The sequence below is a fragment of the Terrisporobacter vanillatitrophus genome (assembly GCF_051148895.1).
In the GTDB taxonomy this organism is placed as follows: domain Bacteria; phylum Bacillota; class Clostridia; order Peptostreptococcales; family Peptostreptococcaceae; genus Terrisporobacter; species Terrisporobacter vanillatitrophus.
In genome coordinates this window covers 3,333,356-3,355,706 of record NZ_CP154625.1, presented here as the reverse complement: position 1 = coordinate 3,355,706, position 22,351 = coordinate 3,333,356, and the positions used below count along the sequence as shown (strand labels likewise).

General features: G+C 28.9%; 22 protein-coding genes. 19 read left to right on the top strand and 3 right to left on the bottom strand.

What is annotated here, in order from left to right:
• Positions 1 to 12: 12 nt before the first annotated feature.
• From TVTCOM_RS16555 to TVTCOM_RS16535, 5 genes are all read left to right on the top strand, one after another.
• On the top strand, positions 13 to 780 hold the full coding sequence (locus TVTCOM_RS16555; protein WP_434797362.1) for an ABC transporter ATP-binding protein: 768 nt from the start codon (positions 13 to 15) through the stop codon (positions 778 to 780).
• A gap of 16 nt (positions 781 to 796) precedes the next feature.
• A complete protein-coding gene (gene hpsG / locus TVTCOM_RS16550) occupies positions 797 to 3,286 on the top strand; it encodes a (2S)-3-sulfopropanediol dehydratase (protein WP_434797361.1) in 2,490 nt (829 codons plus the stop codon).
• A gap of 1 nt (position 3,287) precedes the next feature.
• The gene (gene hpsH, locus TVTCOM_RS16545) at positions 3,288 to 4,190 is read left to right on the top strand and encodes a (2S)-3-sulfopropanediol dehydratase activating enzyme (protein ID WP_434797360.1); all 903 of its coding nucleotides are present in this window, start codon (positions 3,288 to 3,290) and stop codon (positions 4,188 to 4,190) included.
• A gap of 114 nt (positions 4,191 to 4,304) precedes the next feature.
• Complete coding sequence (locus TVTCOM_RS16540; RefSeq protein ID WP_434797359.1) at positions 4,305 to 4,487, top strand: hypothetical protein; 183 nt, start codon at positions 4,305 to 4,307, stop codon at positions 4,485 to 4,487.
• Positions 4,435 to 4,911 carry a hypothetical protein gene (locus TVTCOM_RS16535; protein ID WP_434797358.1) on the top strand — a complete coding sequence of 159 codons (477 nt, stop codon included), beginning with the start codon at positions 4,435 to 4,437 and terminating at the stop codon, positions 4,909 to 4,911. Before TVTCOM_RS16540 ends, TVTCOM_RS16535 begins: the two co-directional genes overlap by 53 nt.
• A 139-nt stretch (positions 4,912 to 5,050) precedes the next feature.
• Here the strand turns inward: TVTCOM_RS16535 and TVTCOM_RS16530 are convergent, their stop codons facing one another.
• On the bottom strand, positions 5,051 to 6,097 hold the full coding sequence (locus tag TVTCOM_RS16530; protein WP_434797357.1) for an electron transfer flavoprotein subunit alpha/FixB family protein: 1,047 nt from the start codon (positions 6,095 to 6,097) through the stop codon (positions 5,051 to 5,053).
• Positions 6,097 to 6,903: an electron transfer flavoprotein subunit beta/FixA family protein gene (locus tag TVTCOM_RS16525; protein ID WP_434797356.1), complete on the bottom strand. Its 807-nt coding sequence runs from the start codon at positions 6,901 to 6,903 to the stop codon at positions 6,097 to 6,099. Before TVTCOM_RS16525 ends, TVTCOM_RS16530 begins: the two co-directional genes overlap by 1 nt.
• 213 nt (positions 6,904 to 7,116) lie before the next feature.
• Here TVTCOM_RS16525 and TVTCOM_RS16520 point away from each other — a divergent pair, with 213 nt between their 5' ends.
• On the top strand, positions 7,117 to 9,927 hold the full coding sequence (locus tag TVTCOM_RS16520; RefSeq protein WP_434797355.1) for a DEAD/DEAH box helicase: 2,811 nt from the start codon (positions 7,117 to 7,119) through the stop codon (positions 9,925 to 9,927).
• Positions 9,928 to 10,010: 83 nt separating this feature from the next.
• Here the strand turns inward: TVTCOM_RS16520 and TVTCOM_RS16515 are convergent, their stop codons facing one another.
• Complete coding sequence (locus tag TVTCOM_RS16515) at positions 10,011 to 10,403, bottom strand: (deoxy)nucleoside triphosphate pyrophosphohydrolase (protein WP_434797354.1); 393 nt, start codon at positions 10,401 to 10,403, stop codon at positions 10,011 to 10,013.
• A gap of 255 nt (positions 10,404 to 10,658) precedes the next feature.
• On the opposite strand from TVTCOM_RS16515, the gene modA reads away from it, so the two are divergent.
• The 13 genes from modA to TVTCOM_RS16450 all read left to right on the top strand — a co-directional run bounded on the left by modA (position 10,659) and on the right by TVTCOM_RS16450 (position 22,296).
• Positions 10,659 to 11,459: a molybdate ABC transporter substrate-binding protein gene (gene modA, locus TVTCOM_RS16510; protein ID WP_434797353.1), complete on the top strand. Its 801-nt coding sequence runs from the start codon at positions 10,659 to 10,661 to the stop codon at positions 11,457 to 11,459.
• A 9-nt stretch (positions 11,460 to 11,468) separates the two neighbouring features.
• A complete protein-coding gene (locus TVTCOM_RS16505; protein ID WP_434797352.1) occupies positions 11,469 to 12,287 on the top strand; it encodes an ABC transporter permease in 819 nt (272 codons plus the stop codon).
• The gene (locus TVTCOM_RS16500; RefSeq protein WP_434797351.1) at positions 12,284 to 13,042 is read left to right on the top strand and encodes an ATP-binding cassette domain-containing protein; all 759 of its coding nucleotides are present in this window, start codon (positions 12,284 to 12,286) and stop codon (positions 13,040 to 13,042) included. Before TVTCOM_RS16505 ends, TVTCOM_RS16500 begins: the two co-directional genes overlap by 4 nt.
• A complete protein-coding gene (locus tag TVTCOM_RS16495; protein WP_434797350.1) occupies positions 13,008 to 13,751 on the top strand; it encodes a Rossmann-like domain-containing protein in 744 nt (247 codons plus the stop codon). Before TVTCOM_RS16500 ends, TVTCOM_RS16495 begins: the two co-directional genes overlap by 35 nt.
• Before the next feature lie 183 nt (positions 13,752 to 13,934).
• Positions 13,935 to 14,411 carry a permease gene (locus TVTCOM_RS16490; RefSeq protein WP_434797349.1) on the top strand — a complete coding sequence of 159 codons (477 nt, stop codon included), beginning with the start codon at positions 13,935 to 13,937 and terminating at the stop codon, positions 14,409 to 14,411.
• Positions 14,411 to 14,944, top strand: coding sequence for a permease (locus TVTCOM_RS16485; protein WP_434797348.1), 534 nt, complete (start codon positions 14,411 to 14,413; stop codon positions 14,942 to 14,944). The genes TVTCOM_RS16490 and TVTCOM_RS16485 overlap by 1 nt, the downstream gene beginning before the upstream one ends.
• Before the next feature lie 122 nt (positions 14,945 to 15,066).
• Positions 15,067 to 15,504 carry a PaaI family thioesterase gene (locus TVTCOM_RS16480; protein WP_434797347.1) on the top strand — a complete coding sequence of 146 codons (438 nt, stop codon included), beginning with the start codon at positions 15,067 to 15,069 and terminating at the stop codon, positions 15,502 to 15,504.
• 183 nt (positions 15,505 to 15,687) lie between these two features.
• Complete coding sequence (locus TVTCOM_RS16475) at positions 15,688 to 17,040, top strand: protein kinase domain-containing protein (protein WP_434797346.1); 1,353 nt, start codon at positions 15,688 to 15,690, stop codon at positions 17,038 to 17,040.
• Between the two features lie 43 nt (positions 17,041 to 17,083).
• Positions 17,084 to 17,452, top strand: a complete 369-nt coding sequence (locus TVTCOM_RS16470; protein WP_434797345.1) for an HIT family protein — start codon at positions 17,084 to 17,086, stop codon at positions 17,450 to 17,452.
• Between the two features lie 282 nt (positions 17,453 to 17,734).
• Complete coding sequence (locus TVTCOM_RS16465; RefSeq protein WP_434797344.1) at positions 17,735 to 18,616, top strand: polysaccharide deacetylase family protein; 882 nt, start codon at positions 17,735 to 17,737, stop codon at positions 18,614 to 18,616.
• 122 nt (positions 18,617 to 18,738) lie between these two features.
• Entirely contained in the window at positions 18,739 to 19,683 is a 945-nt protein-coding gene (locus tag TVTCOM_RS16460; protein ID WP_434797343.1) for an L-lactate dehydrogenase, read from the top strand.
• Positions 19,684 to 19,817: 134 nt separating this feature from the next.
• Positions 19,818 to 20,948 carry an SH3 domain-containing protein gene (locus TVTCOM_RS16455; protein ID WP_434797342.1) on the top strand — a complete coding sequence of 377 codons (1,131 nt, stop codon included), beginning with the start codon at positions 19,818 to 19,820 and terminating at the stop codon, positions 20,946 to 20,948.
• Positions 20,949 to 21,243: 295 nt separating this feature from the next.
• A complete protein-coding gene (locus TVTCOM_RS16450) occupies positions 21,244 to 22,296 on the top strand; it encodes an aldose epimerase family protein (protein WP_434797341.1) in 1,053 nt (350 codons plus the stop codon).
• The last annotated feature ends 55 nt before the right edge of the window (positions 22,297 to 22,351 follow it).

Sequence of the window (22,351 nt, the reverse complement as noted above, 5' to 3'; positions counted from 1 at the left end):
GGGGGACATAGTTTGGAAGATATTATAAAAGTAAATAATCTTAGTAAAGTATTCAAAGATAAACATGGCGGTGAAGTAGTCGCTTTACAAAATATTAATCTTGATATAAAAAGAGGTGAATTTATATCAATAATTGGAAGTAGTGGATGTGGGAAAAGTACTTTATTAAGAATAATTGCAGGCTTAGAGACTGAGTATGAAGGAAATATAACTATAAATGATAAACCTATTTTATCACCATCAAGGGATAAAGGTGTTATATTTCAAGATCATAGACTATTACCTTGGTTGACTGTTGCAGAAAATATTGAATTTAGCCTAAGTGAAGATCAACTAGACAAAGAGGACTTAATAAAAGAACATATAGACCTTGTTGGGCTAAAAGGTTTTGAAAATGTATATCCTAGCCAATTATCAGGAGGTATGGCACAAAGAGCATCAATTGCTAGGGCTTTGGCTAATAAACCGGAAGTACTTTTATTAGATGAACCCTTTGGAGCGTTAGATGCAATGACTAAAATAAATATGCAAGAAGAATTGCTTAAAATTTGGGAAAAGGAAAAAATAACTATGATAATAGTTACTCATGATATTGATGAAGCTGTTTATTTAGGAGATAGAGTAGTTGTTATGAGTAGTAGACCAGGGAAAATAAAACGTATTGAAAATACAGACTTAGGTCACTATAGACTAAGAACAAGTCCAAATTTTACAAAAGCAAAGGAAAAAATATATGAAGAATTTTTTAAAGTAGAGGAATTTACTGATTATAATATTTAAGGGGGAAATGGACAACATGAAAGAGTTAAATGTTGTTTTATCAGCACAAGAAAAGAGAATTTTTGAAGAGAAGACATCAAAAAAATTAAGTATAGATTCAAGTTCAAGAGTAAATAAAATCTTAAATAGCTTTAAAGGCCAACGCCCTAGTATTGATGTGGAACGTGCAAGATATTTTACAGAATCCTTTAAAGAAACTGAAGGTGAATTATTGATATTAAGATGGTCGAAAGCTTTATTACACTATGCTAAAAATGCAACTGTATACATTGATGATGACCAATTGATTGTTGGTAGAGGCGGTAAAAGTGGAAGATATGGTCTTATTTATCCAGAACTTGATGGTGATTTTCTTGCTGAAGCTATAAGGGATTTACCACAAAGAGAAATATCACCATTTGATATATCTAAAGAAGATGAAAAAATAGTTATTGAAGAAATAGCACCCTATTGGAAGGGGAAAACATTCCATGAAAGTTTAGCAAAATCTTTACCTAAGGATACTCTAAAATACACATATGACCCAGATGATTTAATCACATCTAGATTTATAGTTAATGAAACAGCATCTTTCAGGTCATCTATTCAATGGGTACATGATTATGAAAAAGTATTAAAAATAGGATTTAAAGGAATTAAACAAGAAGCTCTTGATAAATTAGAAGAATTAGATGATTTTAGCCCAGTAGATAATACAGAGAAGAAACCCTTTTTACAAGCAATAGTAAATGTAAGCGATGCAATTATATTATGGGCAAATAGACATGCTGATTTAGCTAAAAAATTAGCAGAAAATGAGAAGGATTTATCTAGAAAAGAAGAGTTGGAAAATATGGCGAGAATTTGCAGTCATGTACCAGAGAATCCACCTAGAAATTTCTATGAAGCAGTACAATCTCAATGGTTTACTCAAATGTTTTCTAGAATAGAACAAAAAACGGGGACAATTATATCAAATGGGAGAATGGATCAATACTTATATCCTTATTATAAAAAAGATATAGAATCGGGAGATTTAACTAGAGAAAAAGCTGTAGAACTATTAGAATGCATGTGGGTATCTATGGCCCAGTTCATAGATTTATATTTATCAAAAACTGGAGGAGCTTTCAATGAAGGATATGCTCATTGGGAGGCTGTAACTATAGGAGGACAGACAAAAGAAGGTCTAGATGCAACTAATGAACTTACTTATTTGTTTTTGGAATCTAAGAGAAACTTTCCATTAAACTATCCAGACCTTGCAGCTAGAATACACACACGTTCACCAAGAAGATATTTATATGATGTGGCAGAAACTATCAAAGATGGTTCTGGATTTCCTAAATTAATTAATGACGAAGAAGTTATTCCTTTATTATTATCAAAAGGGGCAACTTTTGAGGAAGCTTATGACTATAGTGTATCTGGGTGTGCAGAGTGCAGAATGCCAAATAGAGATACTTATACAAGCCCTTGTGCATATATCAATTTTGCTTCAGCATTAGAAATGACTTTATATAATGGGAAAATGGAAAAATATAAAGATGAAATCATAGGATTACAAACAGGAGAAGTAGAAGAGTTTAAAAACTTTGATGAATTTTTCAATGCTTATTTAGCTCAACAAAAAAACTTATTGAAACATGCTTTTATACAACAGCATGAAATAATAAGATTAAGGGAAAAACATTTTGCCAGTCCATTAGGGTCATCATTACATGAGCTTTGTATGAAAAACCTGAAAGATATTCATTCTAAAAATATAGAAGGTGGTATTGATTTAGGATACTTTGAATTTATTGGATATGGCACAGTTATTGATTCCTTGGCAGCTATTAAGAAGGTTATCTTTGAGGATAAAAGAATAACAATGAAAGAATTAGTGCTAGCTTTAAAAAACAATTTTGAAGGATATGAAAAAATTAGACAATTAATGATAAATGCACCTAGTTATGGAAATGATGATGATTATGCAGATACTATAGCTAAAAAATTAGATCTTGAAGCACTTAAGTTTACAAAACAATATTCTAAAGAATTAGGTGTAAATTTAGATTTAAGATATGTTCCATTTACATCTCATGTACCTTTTGGGAAGGTAGTAAGTGCTACACCAAATGGAAGATATGCATTTAATCCACTTTCTGATGGTTCTTCAGCATCACATGGAGCAGATATAAATGGTCCAACGTCAGTATTGTTATCAAATTTTAAAAGTAAAAATTACGGATATAAGCAGCGTGCAGCCAGACTTCTTAATATAAAACTTAGTCCATCTTGTGTTCAAGGAGAAGAAGGAACGGAAAAACTAATATCATTTATCCAAACATGGTGTGATTTAAAATTATGGCATTTGCAGTTTAACATAATAAATAAAGAAACATTGATAGAAGCAAAGAAAAATCCACAAGAGTATTCAAATTTATTAGTTAGAATTGCAGGATATAGTGCTTACTTTGTAGAGTTATCTGAAGACTTGCAAAATGATTTAATAGAAAGAACTCAGCATGATGAAATGTACTAATATGGATAAAAAAAAATATGGATATATTTTAAATACTCAAAAATATTCTTTACATGACGGTCCTGGAATTAGAACAGTAGTGTTTTTAAAAGGATGTCCACTAAGATGTAAGTGGTGCAGTAATCCAGAATCACAATCTTTATATCCTGAAATATCTTACAATAAAGATAAATGTATAGGATGCTTTGAATGCATAAATGTATGTAATAAAAATGCAATTAAATTCATAAATGATGAAACTACAGAAGATAGTAAAATATTAATAAATAGAGAAAAATGTGACAGATGTGGAGAATGTTCAGAAGTATGTCCTTCTAAGGCTATTACAGTTTACGGGAAATTAATCAATTATAAAGAAATTGTTGATATAGTTGAAAAAGACAGTGATTTTTATTCCAAATCTAAAGGTGGATTGACTATAAGTGGAGGAGAACCTTTAGCTCAGGTAGAATTTACTAAGTCCATACTTGAAGAGGCTAAAAATAGACGTATTCATAGGGCTATTGAAACTTGTGGATATGCGAAATGGAATGATTTGAAAGAAGTTGCAAGTCTTTTAGATTATATAATATTTGACATAAAAAGTATGGATGATGAAAAGCATAAAAAATATACTGGTGTATCAAATAAAATAATATTAGATAATTTTGAAAAGCTATGTGATGAATTCCCTAATATAGAAAAACTAGTAAGAACACCTATTATTCCTGGATTTAATGATAATATAGAAGATATTAAAAAGATTAATCAATTTATAGAAGGTAAACCTAATACTAAATATGAACTTTTGCCATATCATAGACTAGGCACACCTAAATATGAAAACTTAGGAAGAGAATATTTAATGAAAGAAGAAAAACTAGATAATAATATAATGAAAGAGTTGCAGAATATACTATTTTAATTATTAGTAAAATGTAAATAAGTTTAATTTAAATAAAGAAATGATTATAATAAAAGTAGTGGATTTTTAACAAATTCACTACTTTTATTATGATCATTAAAAAGGAGATTAAAATTGAATAAGTTCAAAGAAGTATTTCAGTTTTTAGGTTTATATGGGGGAACTAGTTTTATTGCAGATGCAAACAAAAACAATTATGACAAAGAAAGATACAATAATATAACTAATTTGAAAATTACTGCTTATGATGAAGTTTGGAAAAATATACGATTATTTCTGGATACAGATAAAGGATAAAGAAAAATTAAATTATGCTTCAAGTATATCTATTATTGCAGGAAAAGAAGGAATATATATAAAGGTTGAATATCAGTATACAAGTAAAACTACTGCAAACTCAGTGGCTAACCATAATAAATATATTTTGAGTTTAAATAAATGGAAAGAAAATTATAATCTAAACTTGGATAGGTATTATATATATTACGAAGAGGGATCTAAAAGAAATAAAGTAAAGTTAAATGATTTTATGAAAAATGAAGAATTAAAAAGCTATTTAGAAGTAAAAATCAAAAACAATGAAGAGCTTAGAATAGTTATTCAAAAGGAATTTGATAAAGATTACATATTAAGTTATGATAATTTTCAACTAGAAATAGCACAATCTATAAATGAATTGAATTTTTTATATGAAAAAGCTATAGAAAATGATTCTGAATAAGTAACAATAGAAGACTTTATCTAATGTGAAAATAGAGCTAATATCTAAAAGTGCACAATAAAAAGTCAGAAGGTTTAAGCCTTCTGACTTTTCTATATTTCCATAAAATAGTAAAGAGTTTTCATAAAAATAATTCAAGTTATTCTAATGCTTTAACTTTACAAGATTTCAATTCATCTAGCAAAAGTGGTAACACTTCATAAACATCTCCCACTATTCCGTAATCAGCGTAGTTGAAAATAGGTGCTTTTGGGTTATTATTTATGGCAACTATACATTTTGCACCTCCAATACCTACAATATGTTGTAGAGCACCAGATATACCACATGCTATATAAAGTTTTGGGCTTACAGTTTTTCCTGACATACCAATTAAATATTTTTCTGATATTAATTTTGATTTTACTGCCCCTCTACTACCGCCTATATCAGCACCTATTTCCTCGGCAAAGTCATAGATTAAATCTAGGCCATCTACCATGTTTGCACTATTAGCAACACCATTTCCTATACCTACCAATATTTCAGAGTATTCAATTTTAGTAATTTCAGCTTTATTGTTTTTGATTTTTTGTAAAAACTTAACTTTATCAAGACTAACATCTATGTTAATATTTTCATCAATTATATTTACATTTGTATTTATAGTTTTTTTAGGCTTTTTAAATACACCTTGTCTTATAGTTCCAAGTTGAGGTCTTTTATTTTTACAAATTATATCAGCCATTAAATTTCCACCATAACCTGGCCTTGTCCAAATAATACTATCTTCTATTTTATTAAAACTTATATCAGTACATTCTGCTGTCAAACCTGTCTTACATCTACTTGCTAGTCGTGGTGCAAAATCTTTTCCAATAAAAGTCCCTCCAAATAAGATTCCCTGAGGATTATATTTTTCTATTAGTTTGTAAAATACATCTGTATAATTTGCTGTAGAGTAGTCTTTAAAAATTATATTATCAATATTAATAATCTCATCTACGCCATAACTTTTAATTTCTTCAAGGAAGGTATTGTTTTCATATCCTATGATTACAGCGACAAGTTTACATCCTATTTTGTCAGAGATTTTTTTACCTGGTGTCAATAACTCTATACTAACTTCTTCAATTTTTTTGTTATTTCTTTCTATAAAAACCCAGATATCTCCACCTTTATATGAGTCATTTCTTAGGCTGTTCATTATATTACACCTTCTTCCTTTAAAGATTTTATTAAACAATGTACTTTTTCTTTACATGTATCACCAGCCATTATATGATTTTTTCTTGCTGATGAAGGTGTATAGCTATGCAAAACCCTTGTAGGTGAGCCTTTAAGACCTATTTCTTCCATATTCAACCATTCTTTTAATTTCTCAAGATTTAGTACTTTTACTTCTATTTTCTCAAATTCTCTTTTTCTCTTTAAACTAGGTATTCTAAGTTTTTCATCACTTTTTACTATTGTCAATAATCCAGGAAAGTCCACTTCTAGCCAATTAAAATAATCTTCTGTTTCCTGCTTTGCCCATATTTTTTTACCCACCAATAAAATTTCTGTCACACAGGTTACTTGTGAATATCCAAGTTGTTCAGCTAATTCAGGACCTGTTTGTGCTGTTTCCCCATCAATAGTTTTTGTTCCACATAAAATAATATCAAATTCTTTATTTTCTTTTTCCTTCAAATATTTAACTGTACTTGCTAAAATATGGGCTGTTGAATATGTATCAGATCCACCAAATAGAGAATCTGTAATTAAAAATCCATCATCAGCTCCAGCAGCCATACCATCTAATATTATTTTTTTAGCATCTTCATTTCCCATGGTGATTATTGTAACTGTTGCACCATATTTATCTTTTAATTGTAGTGCTTTTTCCAATGCACATGCATCTGCTGGATTTAATAGAGAATTAACTCCATGCCTAACTAATCGATTAGTCACTGGGTCTATTGTCATTTGAGTTGTATTTGGAACCATTTTTGCACAGACCAAAATATTCAAGTTTATCTCCCCCTTGAGTAAAGTTATCATTTATTAATAAATCTTAATTATATTGTAGCACTTGTTTAAGTGTTGTTTATATTTATTCTACTGATAAATATTTTTATCTGTGTTTTTGTATATAACAAATAGACCATTAAAAATAAGGAATTTTTGGTGGTCTATTTTATGCTATAATTCAAACATATACTTACAAAAACGAGGGGTAAACAAATGCAACAAACAAATGAGTTAATAATAAATTCAAAACATAACAACCTACTAAACGAACTGAAGAAAAGTTTAAAAGAATGTAAATCATTTTATTTCTCTGTAGCATTTATAAACTACAGCGGTTTGCAACTTTTATTAGATACATTAAAAGAAGTAGAAGACAAAAATGTAAAAGGAAAAATAATAACTACAACTTATTTGAATTTTACAGAACCAAAGGCATTGGAAAGGATACAAGAATTTGAAAATATAGATATGAAAATCTTCATAGCAGACAACAAAGTAGGCTTCCATACAAAGGTATATATTTTTGAAAATGAAGATGACTACAAGATAATAATAGGATCATCAAATCTTACTCAAAGCGCATTAAAAAGCAATGTGGAGTGGAACGTAAAAGTTCTTTCCAAAGAAGGAGCTCCATTTATTGAACATGTACTTAAAGAATACGATAACCTATGGGATATGAGTTCTGAGTTAAATGATGATGTATTACAAAGGTATATGCTGTTTTTAAATGAAATCAAAAGAACAGAAGTAAGAAGACAGATGGTTTTTGAAAATTTAAAACCTATAAGTCCTAATAAAATGCAAAAAAGAGCCATGGAAAACTTAGAAAGACTTAGAGCTCATGGAGAAAATAAGGCTTTAGTTATTGCTGCTACTGGAACGGGAAAAACTTATATGTCAGCTTTTGATGTAATGCAATATAAGCCTAAGACTATGCTATTTATAGTTCATAGAGAAGAAATTTTAAAGAAAGCTAAAGAGACTTTTGAAAAATTGCTGAAGAATAGAAATATAAAAACTGGTCTGTTTACAGGTAATGCAAAGGATAGAGATGCTAATTATTTATTTGCCACTATTCAAACTATGAGCAGATATTATGAGGACTTTGATAAAAATTATTTTGATTATATTATAATAGATGAGGCTCATCATGGTGCCAGCGACTCTTATTTAAATGTTCTAGGTCATTTTCAACCTAAGTTTACTTTAGGAATGACTGCCACACCGGAAAGATGCGACAGTCTAAGTGTCTTTGAGTTATTTGACAACAATGTGGCTCTAGAAGTTAGACTACACGAGGCCTTGGATGAAGATTTAGTTATACCATTTCATTATTTCGGTGTTACTGATATAGAGGGAGTGGATTTGGAAGATGTTAATTTAGATGATAAATCCGCATTGGCAGAGCGTCTAATGATAAATAGAAGAGTTGATTTTATTATAGAACAAATGAATTTCTACGGTCATGATGGAAACTTTAGAAAGCTACTAGGTTTCTGTGTAAATATTCAACATGCTAAATATATGGCTGAGGAATTTAATAAAAGAGGAATTAACAGTGTGGCTCTATGTGGTGAGAATACTGTTACCAAAAGAGATGAATATATAAAAAGATTAGAAAGTGATAAAGATGATTTACAAGCTATTTTTACAGTAGATATTTTTAATGAAGGAGTGGATATACCTTCTGTAAATACTGTTTTAATGTTAAGACCAACTAATTCACCTATTATTTTTATTCAACAGCTAGGTAGAGGTCTCAGAAAAAGTGGTAGTAAAGAGTTTTTAACTGTTCTTGATTTTATAGGAAATCATAACAAGACTTTTTTAATTGCCATAGCATTAAATGGAGCTAGATATTATGATAAGGATAGTTTAAAGGTAGCTGTAGCTACTGATTTTGCTGATGTGCCAGGATGTACTCATATTCAGATAGATCAAATATCAAAAGACAGAATTCTGGAGCAGATTGATAAAGAAAACTTTAGAGATTTAAAATATTTAAGAGAAGAATATAATCAGTTTAAGATTTTATGTGGTGGAAAAATTCCATATATGTTACTTGATTATGTAAAATATGATGGTGCACCAGATCCTGTTAAGTTTATTGATAGAGAAGGAACTTATTTAGGATTTGTGGCAAAAACAGAGAAAGATGATGAGTTAAAAAAATTATTACTAAATGAGGATTTTGAAAAAATCTTAAAAGAACTTAATACAAGTTTACCTTTAAAAAGAATAAATGAATTTGTCATATTAAAATATTTGTTAAATCACAACAGTATTTCTCTGGAAATAGCTAAAAATGAGATTTTAAAATATATAGATAATATGGATGAAGATAGTGTAAGACATGCTTTTGAATGTTTAAATCACCAATATTGGGACTCTGTAATGATTAAGCAAAGAGTTAAGTTAATAGAGTATAAAGAAGATACTGTATATAGAACTGATAGATTTGAGACTATAATAAACAAGAAAGAATACAGAAAATATATAGAAGATGCTATTAATTACGGCATTTTTAGATATGAGAAAGAATTCCAAGAAGAGTACTATGGTCTGCCATTCTTAAAACTATATGAGCAATATAAAATGCCAGGAGTAGCTTTATTATCTAATCACAGAAAAATACATTCTTCATTTAGAGGAAGTGGACTTTTATCAAGTGGTAAGGAGTATTTCTTATTTATAGATCTTCACAAAGAAGAAGGAATAGAGGAGAGAATCAACTACAAGGACAAGTTTTTAAGTGAAAACTACTTCCAATGGCAAAGTCCCAATGCAACTAAACAAGACTCAGACAGAGGAAAGAATATAATTTTTAACAAAGATAGAAATGTTAACTTACATTTATTTGTGAGAAAATACAAAGAAATAGACAAAAAGGCTCAACCTTATATTTATATTGGAAAAGGTGACACAGTAGAATATGAAGGTGAAAAGCCTATTACTTTAAAACTAAAACTTCAAAATGAAGTTCCTACAAAGATTTATAGAGAGTTTGTTGAAAAGATTTAGACATAAAAAATAGAGGGCAGTTTTGTACTGAACCCCAATTGTTGGACCAAAATCTAATGATTGGGGTGCAGTACATTTGTCCTCTATTTTTTAATAAGATTTTCCACAATAGGCACATCAGCAGGAGCCCATACTAAAGAATTTAAATTTTCTTTCTTCAAATAAACTAGCTTAGAATGTTCTCTAGCTACAGGAGTACCTTCCACCAATTTACACTTAATCCCTATAAGATTTACTATAACTTTTTCATATTCATGAGTATTCTCGTCAAACTCATCAACAGCTTTTACTGTACAGCGTAACTCTTCTTGAATTTCTCTTTCTATAGCTTCAAATAAAGATTCTCCATCCTCAACTTTTCCACCAGGAAACTCCCATTGGTTAGGAAGAGTCATCTCTGGAGATCTAAGGGCACATAATATTTCCTTATTTTCGTTTTCTATTATGGCAGCAACTACTTTAATTGTCTTTTTCAAAATATCACCTCATACAATAAGATACCATAAATAAGATAAATTTAAAGTATATTTGTAGTTAATTATTATCTTACTTAAAATCAAATAAAATAGCTAATGAATATTTTAAGAGGGGGGTATCATTTTTGATACTCCCTTTTTAAAACAAACAAAACATAATAAAACGTAATAAAACTAATTAAAACATGACGATAAATGGTAAAATGTGGTAAACTTATCTTAAATAAATCATTTATCAAAGGGGGAGAAATACAAATGAAAAGAAAGCTATCTTTACTACTAACCACAGCAGTAATACTATCATCATTATTTACAGGATGTACTTCAACGGAAAACAAAGAAGAAGATAAAGACACAGCCAAAAAAGAAGAGACTTTATCATTAGAGGGGAAAAGTTTATCAGTTTATTGTGGGGCAGGAATGACAAAACCATTTGAAAAAATAGCAGAAGAATTTAAAAAAGAAACAGGTTGCGACATAAAAGTAACTTATGCCAACGCAGCTCAAACACAAACACAAATCAACACATCTGAAGAAGGGGATTTATTTATAGCTGGTTCTTCAGAAGAATTAAAACCAGTGAAGGATAAAGTGAAGGAAAGTGTGGATCTCGTAAAACATATACCAGTACTTGCAGTTAAAAGTGGCAATCCTAAGGAAATTACAAATCTTAATGATTTAACAAAAGATAACATAGATGTGGTTTTAGGTGATTATGAGGCTACACCAATAGGAAAAATAGCTAAAAAAGCATTAGGTGATGCAAAAATATTTAAAAAAGTAAATGTAGTTGCAAATACTTCTACAGCACCAGAGCTTGCCAATGCCATCGCAAGTGGTGAATGTGATGCAACTATAGTTTGGAAAGAAAATGCAAAAGGCCATGATATAGAAATAGTAGACACAAAGGATTTGGACAAATATATAAAAACAGTACCAGCAGCTTCTTTAAAATGTGGTGAAAATAAAGAATCATTAACTGAATTCATTAAGTTTTTAGATGGTAATAAAGCAAAAGATATATGGAAAAGTTTTGGATATGAAGTATTAAATTAGAAAACATATATGAAAAATAAAGAAAATAATTTATTTAATATTATCTCATATTCAATCACAATTTTTGTAGTTACATTCATATCTTTAATAGTCTTTACCATTGTTATAAAAGGAATTCCATATATAAAAGAAGCATTTGTTTCAAAGGAAATACAATTTTCACTAAAACTTAGTTTAATAACAACAACCATATCAACTTTTGTTTGCATGTTCTTATCCATACCCACATCATATACTTTGACAAGAGAAAACAATAAATTAAATAAATATATGAGAATAATCATAGAATTACCTTTATGCCTTCCATACTTGGTATTGGGATTTAGCTTACTTATTATGTTCTCATCACCCTTTGGAAAAGCTTTGAAACATGCTGGGATAAAGGTTATATACAGTCAGCTGGGAATAATTATAGCTCAAGTTGTGGTGAATTTACCTTATGCAATTAGGATTTTGAGAACGGCTTTTTTAGAGGTGGACAGTAGGCTGGAGTTTATAGCAGGAACCTTGGGAGCATGCAAGTTTACTAGATTTTTAACTATTACACTTCCCCTTGCAAAAAACTCTATAATAGGAGCGTTGATTTTGACTTGGTCTAGGGGCCTTGGCGAATTTGGAGCCACCTTGATGTTGGTGGGAGTTACAAGAATGAAAACAGAAACACTTCCTGGAAGTATATATTTAAATGTGGCAACGGGAGACAATGGAGTGGCCATGGCTTCGGCCTTAATCTTACTTTTAATTTCATCAATTTCTTTATTTGCTTCCAATTATTTCACAAACAAAGATTTGCAAAGAGATAGAATGAAGGATGTGGTAGGAAAATGAAAAAGTTAATAGATATAGATCAGTTTTCCATAAGTGTAGGCTCATTCTCTCTTAAAAAGGTAAATTTACAAATTTATGAAAATGAGATTTTTGCCATATTGGGAAAGACTGGTTCAGGAAAAACTGTACTTTTGGAGTCCATAGCAGGTTTTTATAAAAGTAACGAAGGAAGTATAAAAATTTATGATAAGAAAGTAAATGACATACCTTTAGAAAATAGAAAAATAGGTTTTGTTTATCAAGATTATGGTTTATTTCCTCACTTAACTGTTTTTAATAATATAGCTTATGGTCTTAAAATGCAGAAAATTAATAAGAAAATTATAAAATCCACAGTGGAAGAGATTTGCAAAATTTTATCTATAGAAAATATCTTAAATCAATATCCAGGGACCTTAAGTGGAGGAGAAAAGCAAAGAACAGCTTTAGCAAGATCTGTAGTTTTAAAACCTAAAATTCTATTAATGGATGAGCCTTTTTCTGCTTTGGACCCTACCACAAAAAAGAGCATGTATGATGAAATAAAAAAAATACATAAAATCTTTGGATGTACTATAATTTTTGTAACTCATGATTTTAATGAAGCTCAAATAATGGCAAATAGAATAGGTATTTTGTCCAGTGGTCAATTAAAATCAGTGAGAAAAAGTGAGGAATTGTTTAATGAGTATAAAGATGAGGATATTAATGAGTTTTTGGGGATAAGAAAGGGGAAATATTATGACAAAAGAAGAGTTATTTCAAACATTACATAAGTATTTTGAAGACTTAATAAAAGAAAATAATCTGGGAGATAGTGATATAGTAATTAACTCTAAAACACTGACTCCCAAGGAGGCAATAGGTATTGTAAAAAGAAAAGACTTTCCAATTATAGTGGGGAAAGATGTAATGGTTCAAGCTGAGTTTCAAGGGGCAATAGGTCAAGCATTTACAGATTCACCTTCAGTTTTTAGAGGAAGTTTAAAAGAAATATTACAGTTGGATATACTAAATGATTCCCATGGAAGGGGACTTTTCTTAGCTAGTTTAAATGCAGTTATGTGTAAATTAAACATGACTACAAATACTATTCATTGTAAAAATAATGATACAGAAATTTGTGCTGAGAAGTTTGCTGACTATGTGAGAGAAAATTTCAAGAATAAAAAAATTGCACTAATCGGATATCAACCAGCCATATTGGAATCTTTAGCAAAAGAAAATAATATACGTATATTAGACTTAAATCCAGATATGGTAGGACAAAATAAATACGGAGTATTGGTGGAAGATGGTATTAAAGATTACGAAGATGTGGTAATTAACTGGAGTGATGTAGTACTTTGTACAGGAAGTACTTTATGTAATGGATCTTTAGTTAATTTTATGGATATAGGAAAAGAAGTGGTATTCTTTGGAACAACTATTGCAGGTGCTGCCAAGATATTTGATTTAAAACGAGAATGTTTTTGTTCAGTATAAAAAAAACATATGATAATTAATAGGACTCTAAAAAAACAGCTATTACATAGCTGTTTTTTTATGTTGTAAATTAAAAATTTAAATGGTAACATATTCTGAAAAAAATGCGTGATATAGTCACATAATAAAAGTATAATAAAAGCTATAATAAGAATGAAAATGATGATTATAGGAGAAATAAACATGTTTAGTAAAATTATGTATTTGCTGGCTATATTACTTTTACTTGTGTCATTAGTAAAAGATAAAAGTAAAACTAAAATAGCATTAAAGAAATCTTGGAAATCTTTTGAGAATATGTTACCTCAGTTTATAACAATAATAATTTTGATTGGAATAATACTAGTTATCTTAGATGAGCAAGTTATATCTAAATTTATAGGAGAGGGAAGTGGATTTATTGGTGTCATAATGGGAGCCTTAGTAGGTTCAATAACTTTAATCCCTGGATTTGTAGCTTTTCCTCTGGCCAGTGTATTATTAGAAAATGGTGCAGGAATAAGCCAAATTGCAGCATTTATATCTACACTTATGATGGTTGGTATAGTTACTATACCTCTTGAAATAAAGTATTGGGGTAAAAAAGCAACTTTTATAAGAAACTCTTTAGCTTTTATATTCTCACTAGTAGTAGCAATGATTATGGGGGTGATTTTATAATGAAAAATATTATTAAAAAGTACAAAGTATCCATATTAATGGTAGGTATTTTGATTTTAATGAATATTATTATGCCATATAAAGGAAAAGAAGCAACATCAATAACCATGTCAAATATTAGTGAAATGTTAAAAGTTATTCCACCTATATTTATTTTGCTGGGATTACTTGATGTATGGGTTCCTAGAGAAAAGATGATTAAATATATGGGTGATAATTCTGGTATTGTAGGTATATCAATTGCATTTTTATTAGGTTCTGCAGCTGCAGGTCCATTATATGCAGCTTTTCCTATAGCAGGAATATTATTAAAAAAGGGTGCTAATTTTTCAAATATACTTATCTTTATAGGTGCTTGGTCAACTACAAAGATTCCTTTACTTTTATTTGAGGCATCTTCATTAGGATGGAAATTTACAATAATTAGATTAATAATTGATATAGTAGGTATACTAGTAATTGCAAATATAACTAATAAGATGTTAAATAAAGAAGATAAAGATGAGATAGTTTTATTATCTGAAAAAATATAAATATTAATATCATAATAAATAAGAACCTCTATTTACATTTTTTTATAAGAAAGATATTATAATACTATGGTAAAATATTTATAAACATTATTGAAAATAGCGAAGTAAGGGGACCAAATATATTGGAAAAACTAGATATTATAGATAAAGTAAATTACAAAAAAATGATAGAACACATAAATAGTTTAGGTGGTTTTGCAAAAGATATAGGTATAAAAATGATATCAATCTCAAAAGGTTATGCAAAGGGAGAGATAAACATAAGTAAAAGTCACTTAAATCCTGGAAAATCCGTTCATGGAGGGTGTATTTTTACTTTAGCAGATACTGTGGGAGGAGCAGCCGCATGGTCTAGAGGTAACTACGTAGTAACTACTTCCAGTAATATTACTTATTTAAATCCTGCCATAGAATCTAAAAAGCTAATAGCTATTGCCAATGAAATCAAGTTTGGCAAGAAGATTTTAGTTTATGAGGTAGATATATGGGATGATAGTCATAGACTAATTGCTAAGGTTACTAATTCTTATTACAATATAGAAAAGAAATTAGATTTATAGTAAAAATAAATATTAATTATGAATGTAAAGGGTGTATTAAAAAATAATACACTCTTTTATTGTTTCAAAAAATGACAATAGTATAAAAAAATTTGATACAAATATAGATAATTATTTACAAATTTTGTATAATTAAGTTAATTGTGATTAGGGAAAAGGAAATATATTATGGAGGAATAATACATGGAAGATTTTAGGAGTAAATACACTGATATCCAGCTAGTAGAAAAAGATGATTGCTCTCAGGTATATGTGGCTATAAATAATGAAACACAGCAAAAAGTACGTATAAAAGTCCTAAGAAAAGAAAGCGATAATAAAAGATATATAAAAAGCATAACAGAAAAAATAAATATGTTAAAAGATTTAAAACATGAAAACCTAATAGGGATAAATGACATATCTAGTTTTGTAGAAAATAACTATATTTATTACTACATAGAAACGGAGTATTTCAAAAGCAGAAGCTTGTGGAATAAAGTAGTATTTAGCAAACTGACTTATATAGAAAGTTTAAATATAATTAAACAAATAGTAGAAGGTTTAAAAGAGTTTCATCACAAATCATTAAGTCATGAAAATCTAGATATTGAAAACATATTTATAAATTCAGAAAATATTGTAAAAGTTGACGTACTATCATATTTGGAGCAAAAATATGATGAGTCAGGAAAACTTATTGATGAAGAGGATTTTTACGCTGGAAGAGAAGAAGATATTTATTCTATAGGTATTATTCTATACGCATTAATAACTAGGGATTTTGATTTTAGTTCAAAAAAATTAAAGAAGAATATTAAGGAAGAAGAAGTATTTAGTATTATATATGGGGCAACTACAGATAAAGCAGATTATATGTATGAAAATTTAAATGATCTTATGTTAGATGTAAGTGCTTGCTTAGAGGGCCTACCAATAGCAGTTGAAAAAACATTGGATGAAGGGGATTCAAGTGTAGAAGAAGAGGATGTAGAAGAATATGATTCTATATCAAAGAAAAGAGGATTAATTAAGAAAGTATGCGCTTGTGCAGCTGTTATTTTAGTTTTAGTAATGGGTGTAAAGGGCATAGAACTACTTAATAAGGACAAAAAAGAAAGTGCTAAAAATAAACCAACTACAGAGATAGTAAAAGAAGAGCCTGTTGAAGAAGAACCTGTAGAAGAAGATACAGCAGTTGAAGCAGCTGATGCAACAGATATTCAATCTAATAATGTAGATACATACCAAGATGATTATTATTCAAATGAAAATACTGATAATAACAATAATATAAATAACAATTATAACAATAACAACAACAGTAATAATAACAATAATAATACTGGGAACAATAATAACGGTAACAACAATGGCAATGATAATACAGTAATACCACCATCTAATGATAATAATGAAGAACCTTCTAATCCAGGAACTGATGACTCAAATACTGGAGGAGAAGAAACACCAACACCTAATCCTAACCCAGATGAAGGTAACGAAGGAGATACTGGTGGTAGTGTACCAGACTCAGAAATAAATAGTGGAATGTAATAAGTTGAAAATCAGAAATTAGACAAAGTAAGGAGGAAGTAAAGTGAGTTGTATATTTTGTGAAATAAAAGATTATGTACTGGAAAATGACCTTGCTTATGCTATTTTTGATAAATTTCCAGCAACACCAGGTCATATGTTAGTAATACCAAAGCGACACGTTGCAAACTTCTTTGATATAACAAAAGAAGAAAGAGAAGCAATCTTTGATTTAGTAGATAAAGGAAAAGAATTGCTAGATGAAAAATACAGTCCTCATGGATATAATGTGGGAGTAAATGTAAATGAAGCTGGCGGTCAAACAGTCTTTCATGTTCATATACATTTAATGCCTAGATTTAATGGAGATGTGATTGATCCAACAGGTGGAGTAAGAGGAGCTATACCTAAATACATGAAATATAGTAAATAATAAAAAATTATATAAAATGAAAAGGATTACTTCCCAAAGGAAGTAGTCCTTTTTGTAGCAACATTTCTAAAGAAAACTTAAGAAATTGTGGATAACTCCTACACCTGGCATTCTAAAAAGTTTTAAAAAAACTAAAATTCTTTATTTCAAATTTGTAATAAAAAATATATTGAATGATAATAGACCACTGGATTATACTTAGTATGTCGACAAATTATTACGTAAAAACACTAAAAGCGATAAAATGTAGCTTAGAATTAGTAGAGGTAGGAGCTAAGAGTTATGAGGAATATAGTAATAAATAAAAAAAAAGCGTTGATAGTTTTAATAGCAGTATTAACTGTATTTGGGGTACTAAATAAGACTTTGGCATATGTGGGTAGTCAAAGACAAATTAAGGTAGAACAAGAAAGAATAGCAGAAGAAAAGAGAAAAGAAGAAGAAGAAAAGAAAAAATATGTAGTTGGTGTTAGCCATGAAGGTCAAAAATACTCTTATGATGCAAAGAAAGTATCAGAAAAACTAAGTAAATATGATTACATTAATGATGGTAAAAAAATAGTGTTTTTAACTTTTGATGATGGTACATCTAAAACTAATACACCAAAAGTATTGGATATCTTAAAGACAGAAGATGTAAAAGCAACATTCTTCTTAACTGGGCAAAACATAGAATATGGTGGACAAGAGGCAAAAGATCTTGTAAAGAGAGAATTTAATGAAGGTCATGCCATAGGAAATCATTCATATACTCATGATGTTAAAAAGTTATACCCATGTAGAACTTTAGATATGAAAGCATTTAAAGAAGACTTTGAAAAAAATGATAAGTTATTAAAAGATATCTTAGGTAAGTACTTCTCAACAAGAGTAATAAGATGCCCAGGGGGATATATGTCTTGGAAGGGTATGGAAAAATTAGATAAACATTTGGAAGAAAATAATATGGTATCTATTGACTGGTCATCTTTAAATGGAGATGCTGAAGGAAAAAGAAAAAATGCTCAGGAATTATTTAATTGTAGTATGAAAACTTCACAGGGAAAAGAAATGGTAGTTCTTTTAATGCATGACACTTATGGAAAAGAAGAAACAGTTAAGGCTTTACCAAGTGTAATAAAATACTTTAAAGATAATGGATATGAGTTCAGAACTTTATCATAAAAATATATTTAAAAGATTCTAGTAAGTAAAAAAGAAAACCATATTGTATACAACTGTGCTATTATTAACTTAAATATTTTAAATATTGTAAAAATTTACATTCTATAAAGGGGGCAATATAAATGGAAATAAAATTAAGAAAAGTTGGGATAATTGGCGTTGGTCATGTTGGAGCTCATGTGGCTTTTTCATTAGTAACTCAAGGACTGGTAGATGAACTTGTTTTAGTTGATATTAATAAACAAAAAGCTATTAGTGAAAAACATGACTTACTAGATGCTACAACATATTTACCACATAGAATAAATGTAATTGCAGGAGAATATGAAGATTTAGCAGACTGTGACATAATAGTAAATAGTGTGGGAAAAATTTTAGAAACTAGAGATAGATTAGATGAACTTCAACAAAGTGTGGATATGGTTAACACATATATTAAAAAAGTGGTGGATGCTGGATTTAATGGCATAATAATAAATATTACAAATCCTTGCGATATAATAGCTTATCATATACAAAAGGTTACAGGTCTTCCTCAGAATCAAGTTTTTGGGACAGGAACAGGTCTTGATAGTTCTAGATTTAGAAATGTAATGGCACAGTCTACAGGAATAGATCATAAATCTATTATAGGATATTCTTTAGGAGAGCATGGGGACTCTCAGATGATTCCTTGGTCAATTGTAAATTTAGGTGGAAAACCTCTAAGCCAATTGGAAAAAGAAAGACCAGAAACTTTCGGAAAGCTAGATAAAAAAGACATAACATACAAAACAATAAAAGGTGGATGGTTTACTTATGACGGCAAAAAGTGTACAGAGTTTGGTATAGCATCCACAGCAGCTAGATTTATAAAAGGAATTTATCATGATGAAAAGTTTGTAACAACTGCTTCAACATTACTAGAAGGGCAATACGGTGAAGAAGGATTATATATAAGTATTCCAGTAGTTATAGGAAAAAATGGAGTAGAAGATAAATACCAACTTAATTTAACTGAAGAAGAGTTAAAAGAATTTAAACATTCTTGTAGTGTGGTAAAAGAAAATATGTCTAAAATAAAATAGATAAAAAAGCCTTCATTGAAGTTAATTCATTGAAGGTTTTTTACACTAAAGAAATTTAATTTTCAGGAAATCAGTTGTATTTATTTTAAATAAAGGTAATATATACCTATAAGGTGGTTGTATGGAGGATAAAAATGATAAATAAAAAATTTAAAAAGTATGTAGTTACTTTTTTAGCAGGAGCTATGATAAGTAGTTTTTTTTGTGGATCAATAACAATTGATGCAAATGAGATAAGTAACAAAAAAGTATTATCAAAAGCTACTGTAAAAGTAATTGATAGGGGAACAGCAACTATAGATGGAGTTAGTGTAAGAAGTAAAAATTCAGTTAGTGGAAAATATTTAGGTAGTCTTTACACTGGTGATAAGGTAGAAATAATAGAAAAGACTAATAATGGTTGGTATAAAATTAAATACAAGAACTCTTATGCTTATGTGGGTAAAAGCTTTATAAAACTTAGTAAAACAAAAACTATAGATAATGTATTAAATACAGGAACAGTTTATAATGCCACAAAATTAACAGTAAGAGAAAGCTATTCAACAAGTTCAAAAGTTCTAGGCTATTTACCAAAAGATACAAAGGTAAGTATTGTAAGATCAACTTCAACAAACTGGTACAAAATAAAATATAAAAACTCTTATGCTTATGTAAAAGGAAGTTACATAAAACTTACTCCAAGTATTAAAGTGATTAACAAGTCTAAGTCATCAGATAGAAAAAATTTAAATGACTTTTTATTTGTTGGGGATTCCTTTACAGCAAGAATGGAAAAGACTATAAAAGGTAAAAATAAAAAGGTTTATGTTCATTCTCAAGGAGGAAGTAGACCATCTTATTGGTTAGACAAAGTAGATGAAATGCCGGATAAAAATAGTATTGATAGTGTATCTTTACTAATAGGAGTAAATGGAGTGACTGTTTCTACAAACATCAGAGATACAAAGGCTCTTATAAATCAACTTATTGTAAAATATCCAGACAAAACTATATATGTACAAAAAGTATTTCCTGTGGGGAAAAACTTTGCAGAAGGTAGCCCAACAAATCACATCAAAGCTATTAATGAGTATAATAAACAACTAAAAGACTTTTGCTCAACAAAGTCAAATGTAAAATTTATTGATGCTACAAAAGGATTTATTGATAGCAAAGGATATCTTACTAGCACTTCTGATGGATTACATATAGATAGTTCTAAAGAAGTAAAATTCTACAATAACATTTTTAGTGCTATAAAAAATGCAGAGAAAATTAAATAAGAAATTAAAAGAGATGCTTTCATATAAATTATGATAAAAGCATCTTTTTTTCATTATTATAAAATTATTATTATAAAATATTTAAAAATAAATTATTATATAATTGAGATAGTCACTGATTTTACAAAATTCATCAAAAAATTTATTGAAATATTTCTATGAAATATTTGACAAACTATCAGAATCTTTTTACAATGTAAATATAAAGACTTAGTTTAGTCAGTAAACTAAATGAAATAAATATGAAAGATTTTAATATTAAGATGTAGAAATAACGATTTTAAGGGAGAATGATATGAACATAGAAAAATTGCAATTTGGTTCAACTAATATGGGGGATAGCGTTTTTGCATTTAAATTAAAAAATAGTAATAGTATGGAAGCTGTAGTTACTAATTATGGAGCTACATTAATAAGCCTTACTATTCCAAAGAACAATGAAAAAATAGATGTGGTTCTTGGATATGATGATCTAAAAAACTATATGTCAAATCCAAAATTCTTTGGTGCAACTATTGGGCCTAATTGTAATCGTATTAATAATGCATGCTTTACTTTAAACAATATTGAATATAATTTAGAACAAAACGATAATAGCAATAATTTACATAGTGGTGGAAAAGGATTTCATAAAGTTGTGTGGAATTATTACTTGAATGAAAAAGAAAATTATGTCGAGTTTACTTATTTTAATTTGGATAAAACACAAGGATTTCCAGGAAATTTAACGGTAAAAGTCAGATACACTTTGACTGAAGATAATGAATTGAAATTATCTTATGAAGGAGTAAGTGACAAAGATACTGTTGTAAATTTAACTAATCATAGTTATTTTAATTTGTCAGGACATAAGAGCAAAGATGCAACTAATCAACAACTATGGATAAATTCCAAATACTTTACACCAGTAAAAGATAGCAAAGCCATCCCAACAGGTGAAATTAAATGTGTAAAAGGAACACCAATGGATTTTACAATTCCAAAAAAAATAAATTCTCAAATTGATGAAAATTATGATCAACTGCTATTTTGTGGTGGTTATGACCATAACTTTGTAATAGATAAGACGGAAGAAGGTATAGAAAAAATAGCAGAACTTTATGATGAAAACACAAATATTGCTATGGAAGTATATTCAGATAGTGAAGGCGTACAATTTTATGCAGGAAACTTTATATCTGGAGGACCTATAGGTAAAGACAACACTTTATATGAAGACAGATGCGGCATATGTTTAGAAACACAATATTTCCCAGATTCAATTAACAATGAAAATTTCAAATCTCCTATTTTAAAAGCAGGAGATAAGTATGAGAGTACCACTATTTATAAATTTATAAAAAAATAAATAAGTATAAAATAGGTTGTTTTAATAATGAAAAGATATTTTAAATTAGTTATTA

Coding starts and splice junctions, on each gene's coding strand:
- TVTCOM_RS16530 (WP_434797357.1), bottom strand. CDS start 6,097: ATGAACAGCCTAAGAAATGACTCATATAAAGGTGGAGATATCTGGGTT.
- TVTCOM_RS16490 (WP_434797349.1), top strand. CDS start 13,935: ATGTTTAGTAAAATTATGTATTTGCTGGCTATATTACTTTTACTTGTG.
- hpsH (WP_434797360.1), top strand. CDS start 3,288: ATGGATAAAAAAAAATATGGATATATTTTAAATACTCAAAAATATTCT.
- TVTCOM_RS16495 (WP_434797350.1), top strand. CDS start 13,008: ATGACAAAAGAAGAGTTATTTCAAACATTACATAAGTATTTTGAAGAC.
- TVTCOM_RS16455 (WP_434797342.1), top strand. CDS start 19,818: ATGATAAATAAAAAATTTAAAAAGTATGTAGTTACTTTTTTAGCAGGA.
- TVTCOM_RS16475 (WP_434797346.1), top strand. CDS start 15,688: ATGGAAGATTTTAGGAGTAAATACACTGATATCCAGCTAGTAGAAAAA.
- TVTCOM_RS16520 (WP_434797355.1), top strand. CDS start 7,117: ATGCAACAAACAAATGAGTTAATAATAAATTCAAAACATAACAACCTA.
- TVTCOM_RS16500 (WP_434797351.1), top strand. CDS start 12,284: ATGAAAAAGTTAATAGATATAGATCAGTTTTCCATAAGTGTAGGCTCA.
- hpsG (WP_434797361.1), top strand. CDS start 797: ATGAAAGAGTTAAATGTTGTTTTATCAGCACAAGAAAAGAGAATTTTT.
- TVTCOM_RS16460 (WP_434797343.1), top strand. CDS start 18,739: ATGGAAATAAAATTAAGAAAAGTTGGGATAATTGGCGTTGGTCATGTT.
- modA (WP_434797353.1), top strand. CDS start 10,659: ATGAAAAGAAAGCTATCTTTACTACTAACCACAGCAGTAATACTATCA.
- TVTCOM_RS16535 (WP_434797358.1), top strand. CDS start 4,435: ATGATGAAGTTTGGAAAAATATACGATTATTTCTGGATACAGATAAAG.
- TVTCOM_RS16505 (WP_434797352.1), top strand. CDS start 11,469: ATGAAAAATAAAGAAAATAATTTATTTAATATTATCTCATATTCAATC.
- TVTCOM_RS16450 (WP_434797341.1), top strand. CDS start 21,244: ATGAACATAGAAAAATTGCAATTTGGTTCAACTAATATGGGGGATAGC.
- TVTCOM_RS16465 (WP_434797344.1), top strand. CDS start 17,735: ATGAGGAATATAGTAATAAATAAAAAAAAAGCGTTGATAGTTTTAATA.
- TVTCOM_RS16485 (WP_434797348.1), top strand. CDS start 14,411: ATGAAAAATATTATTAAAAAGTACAAAGTATCCATATTAATGGTAGGT.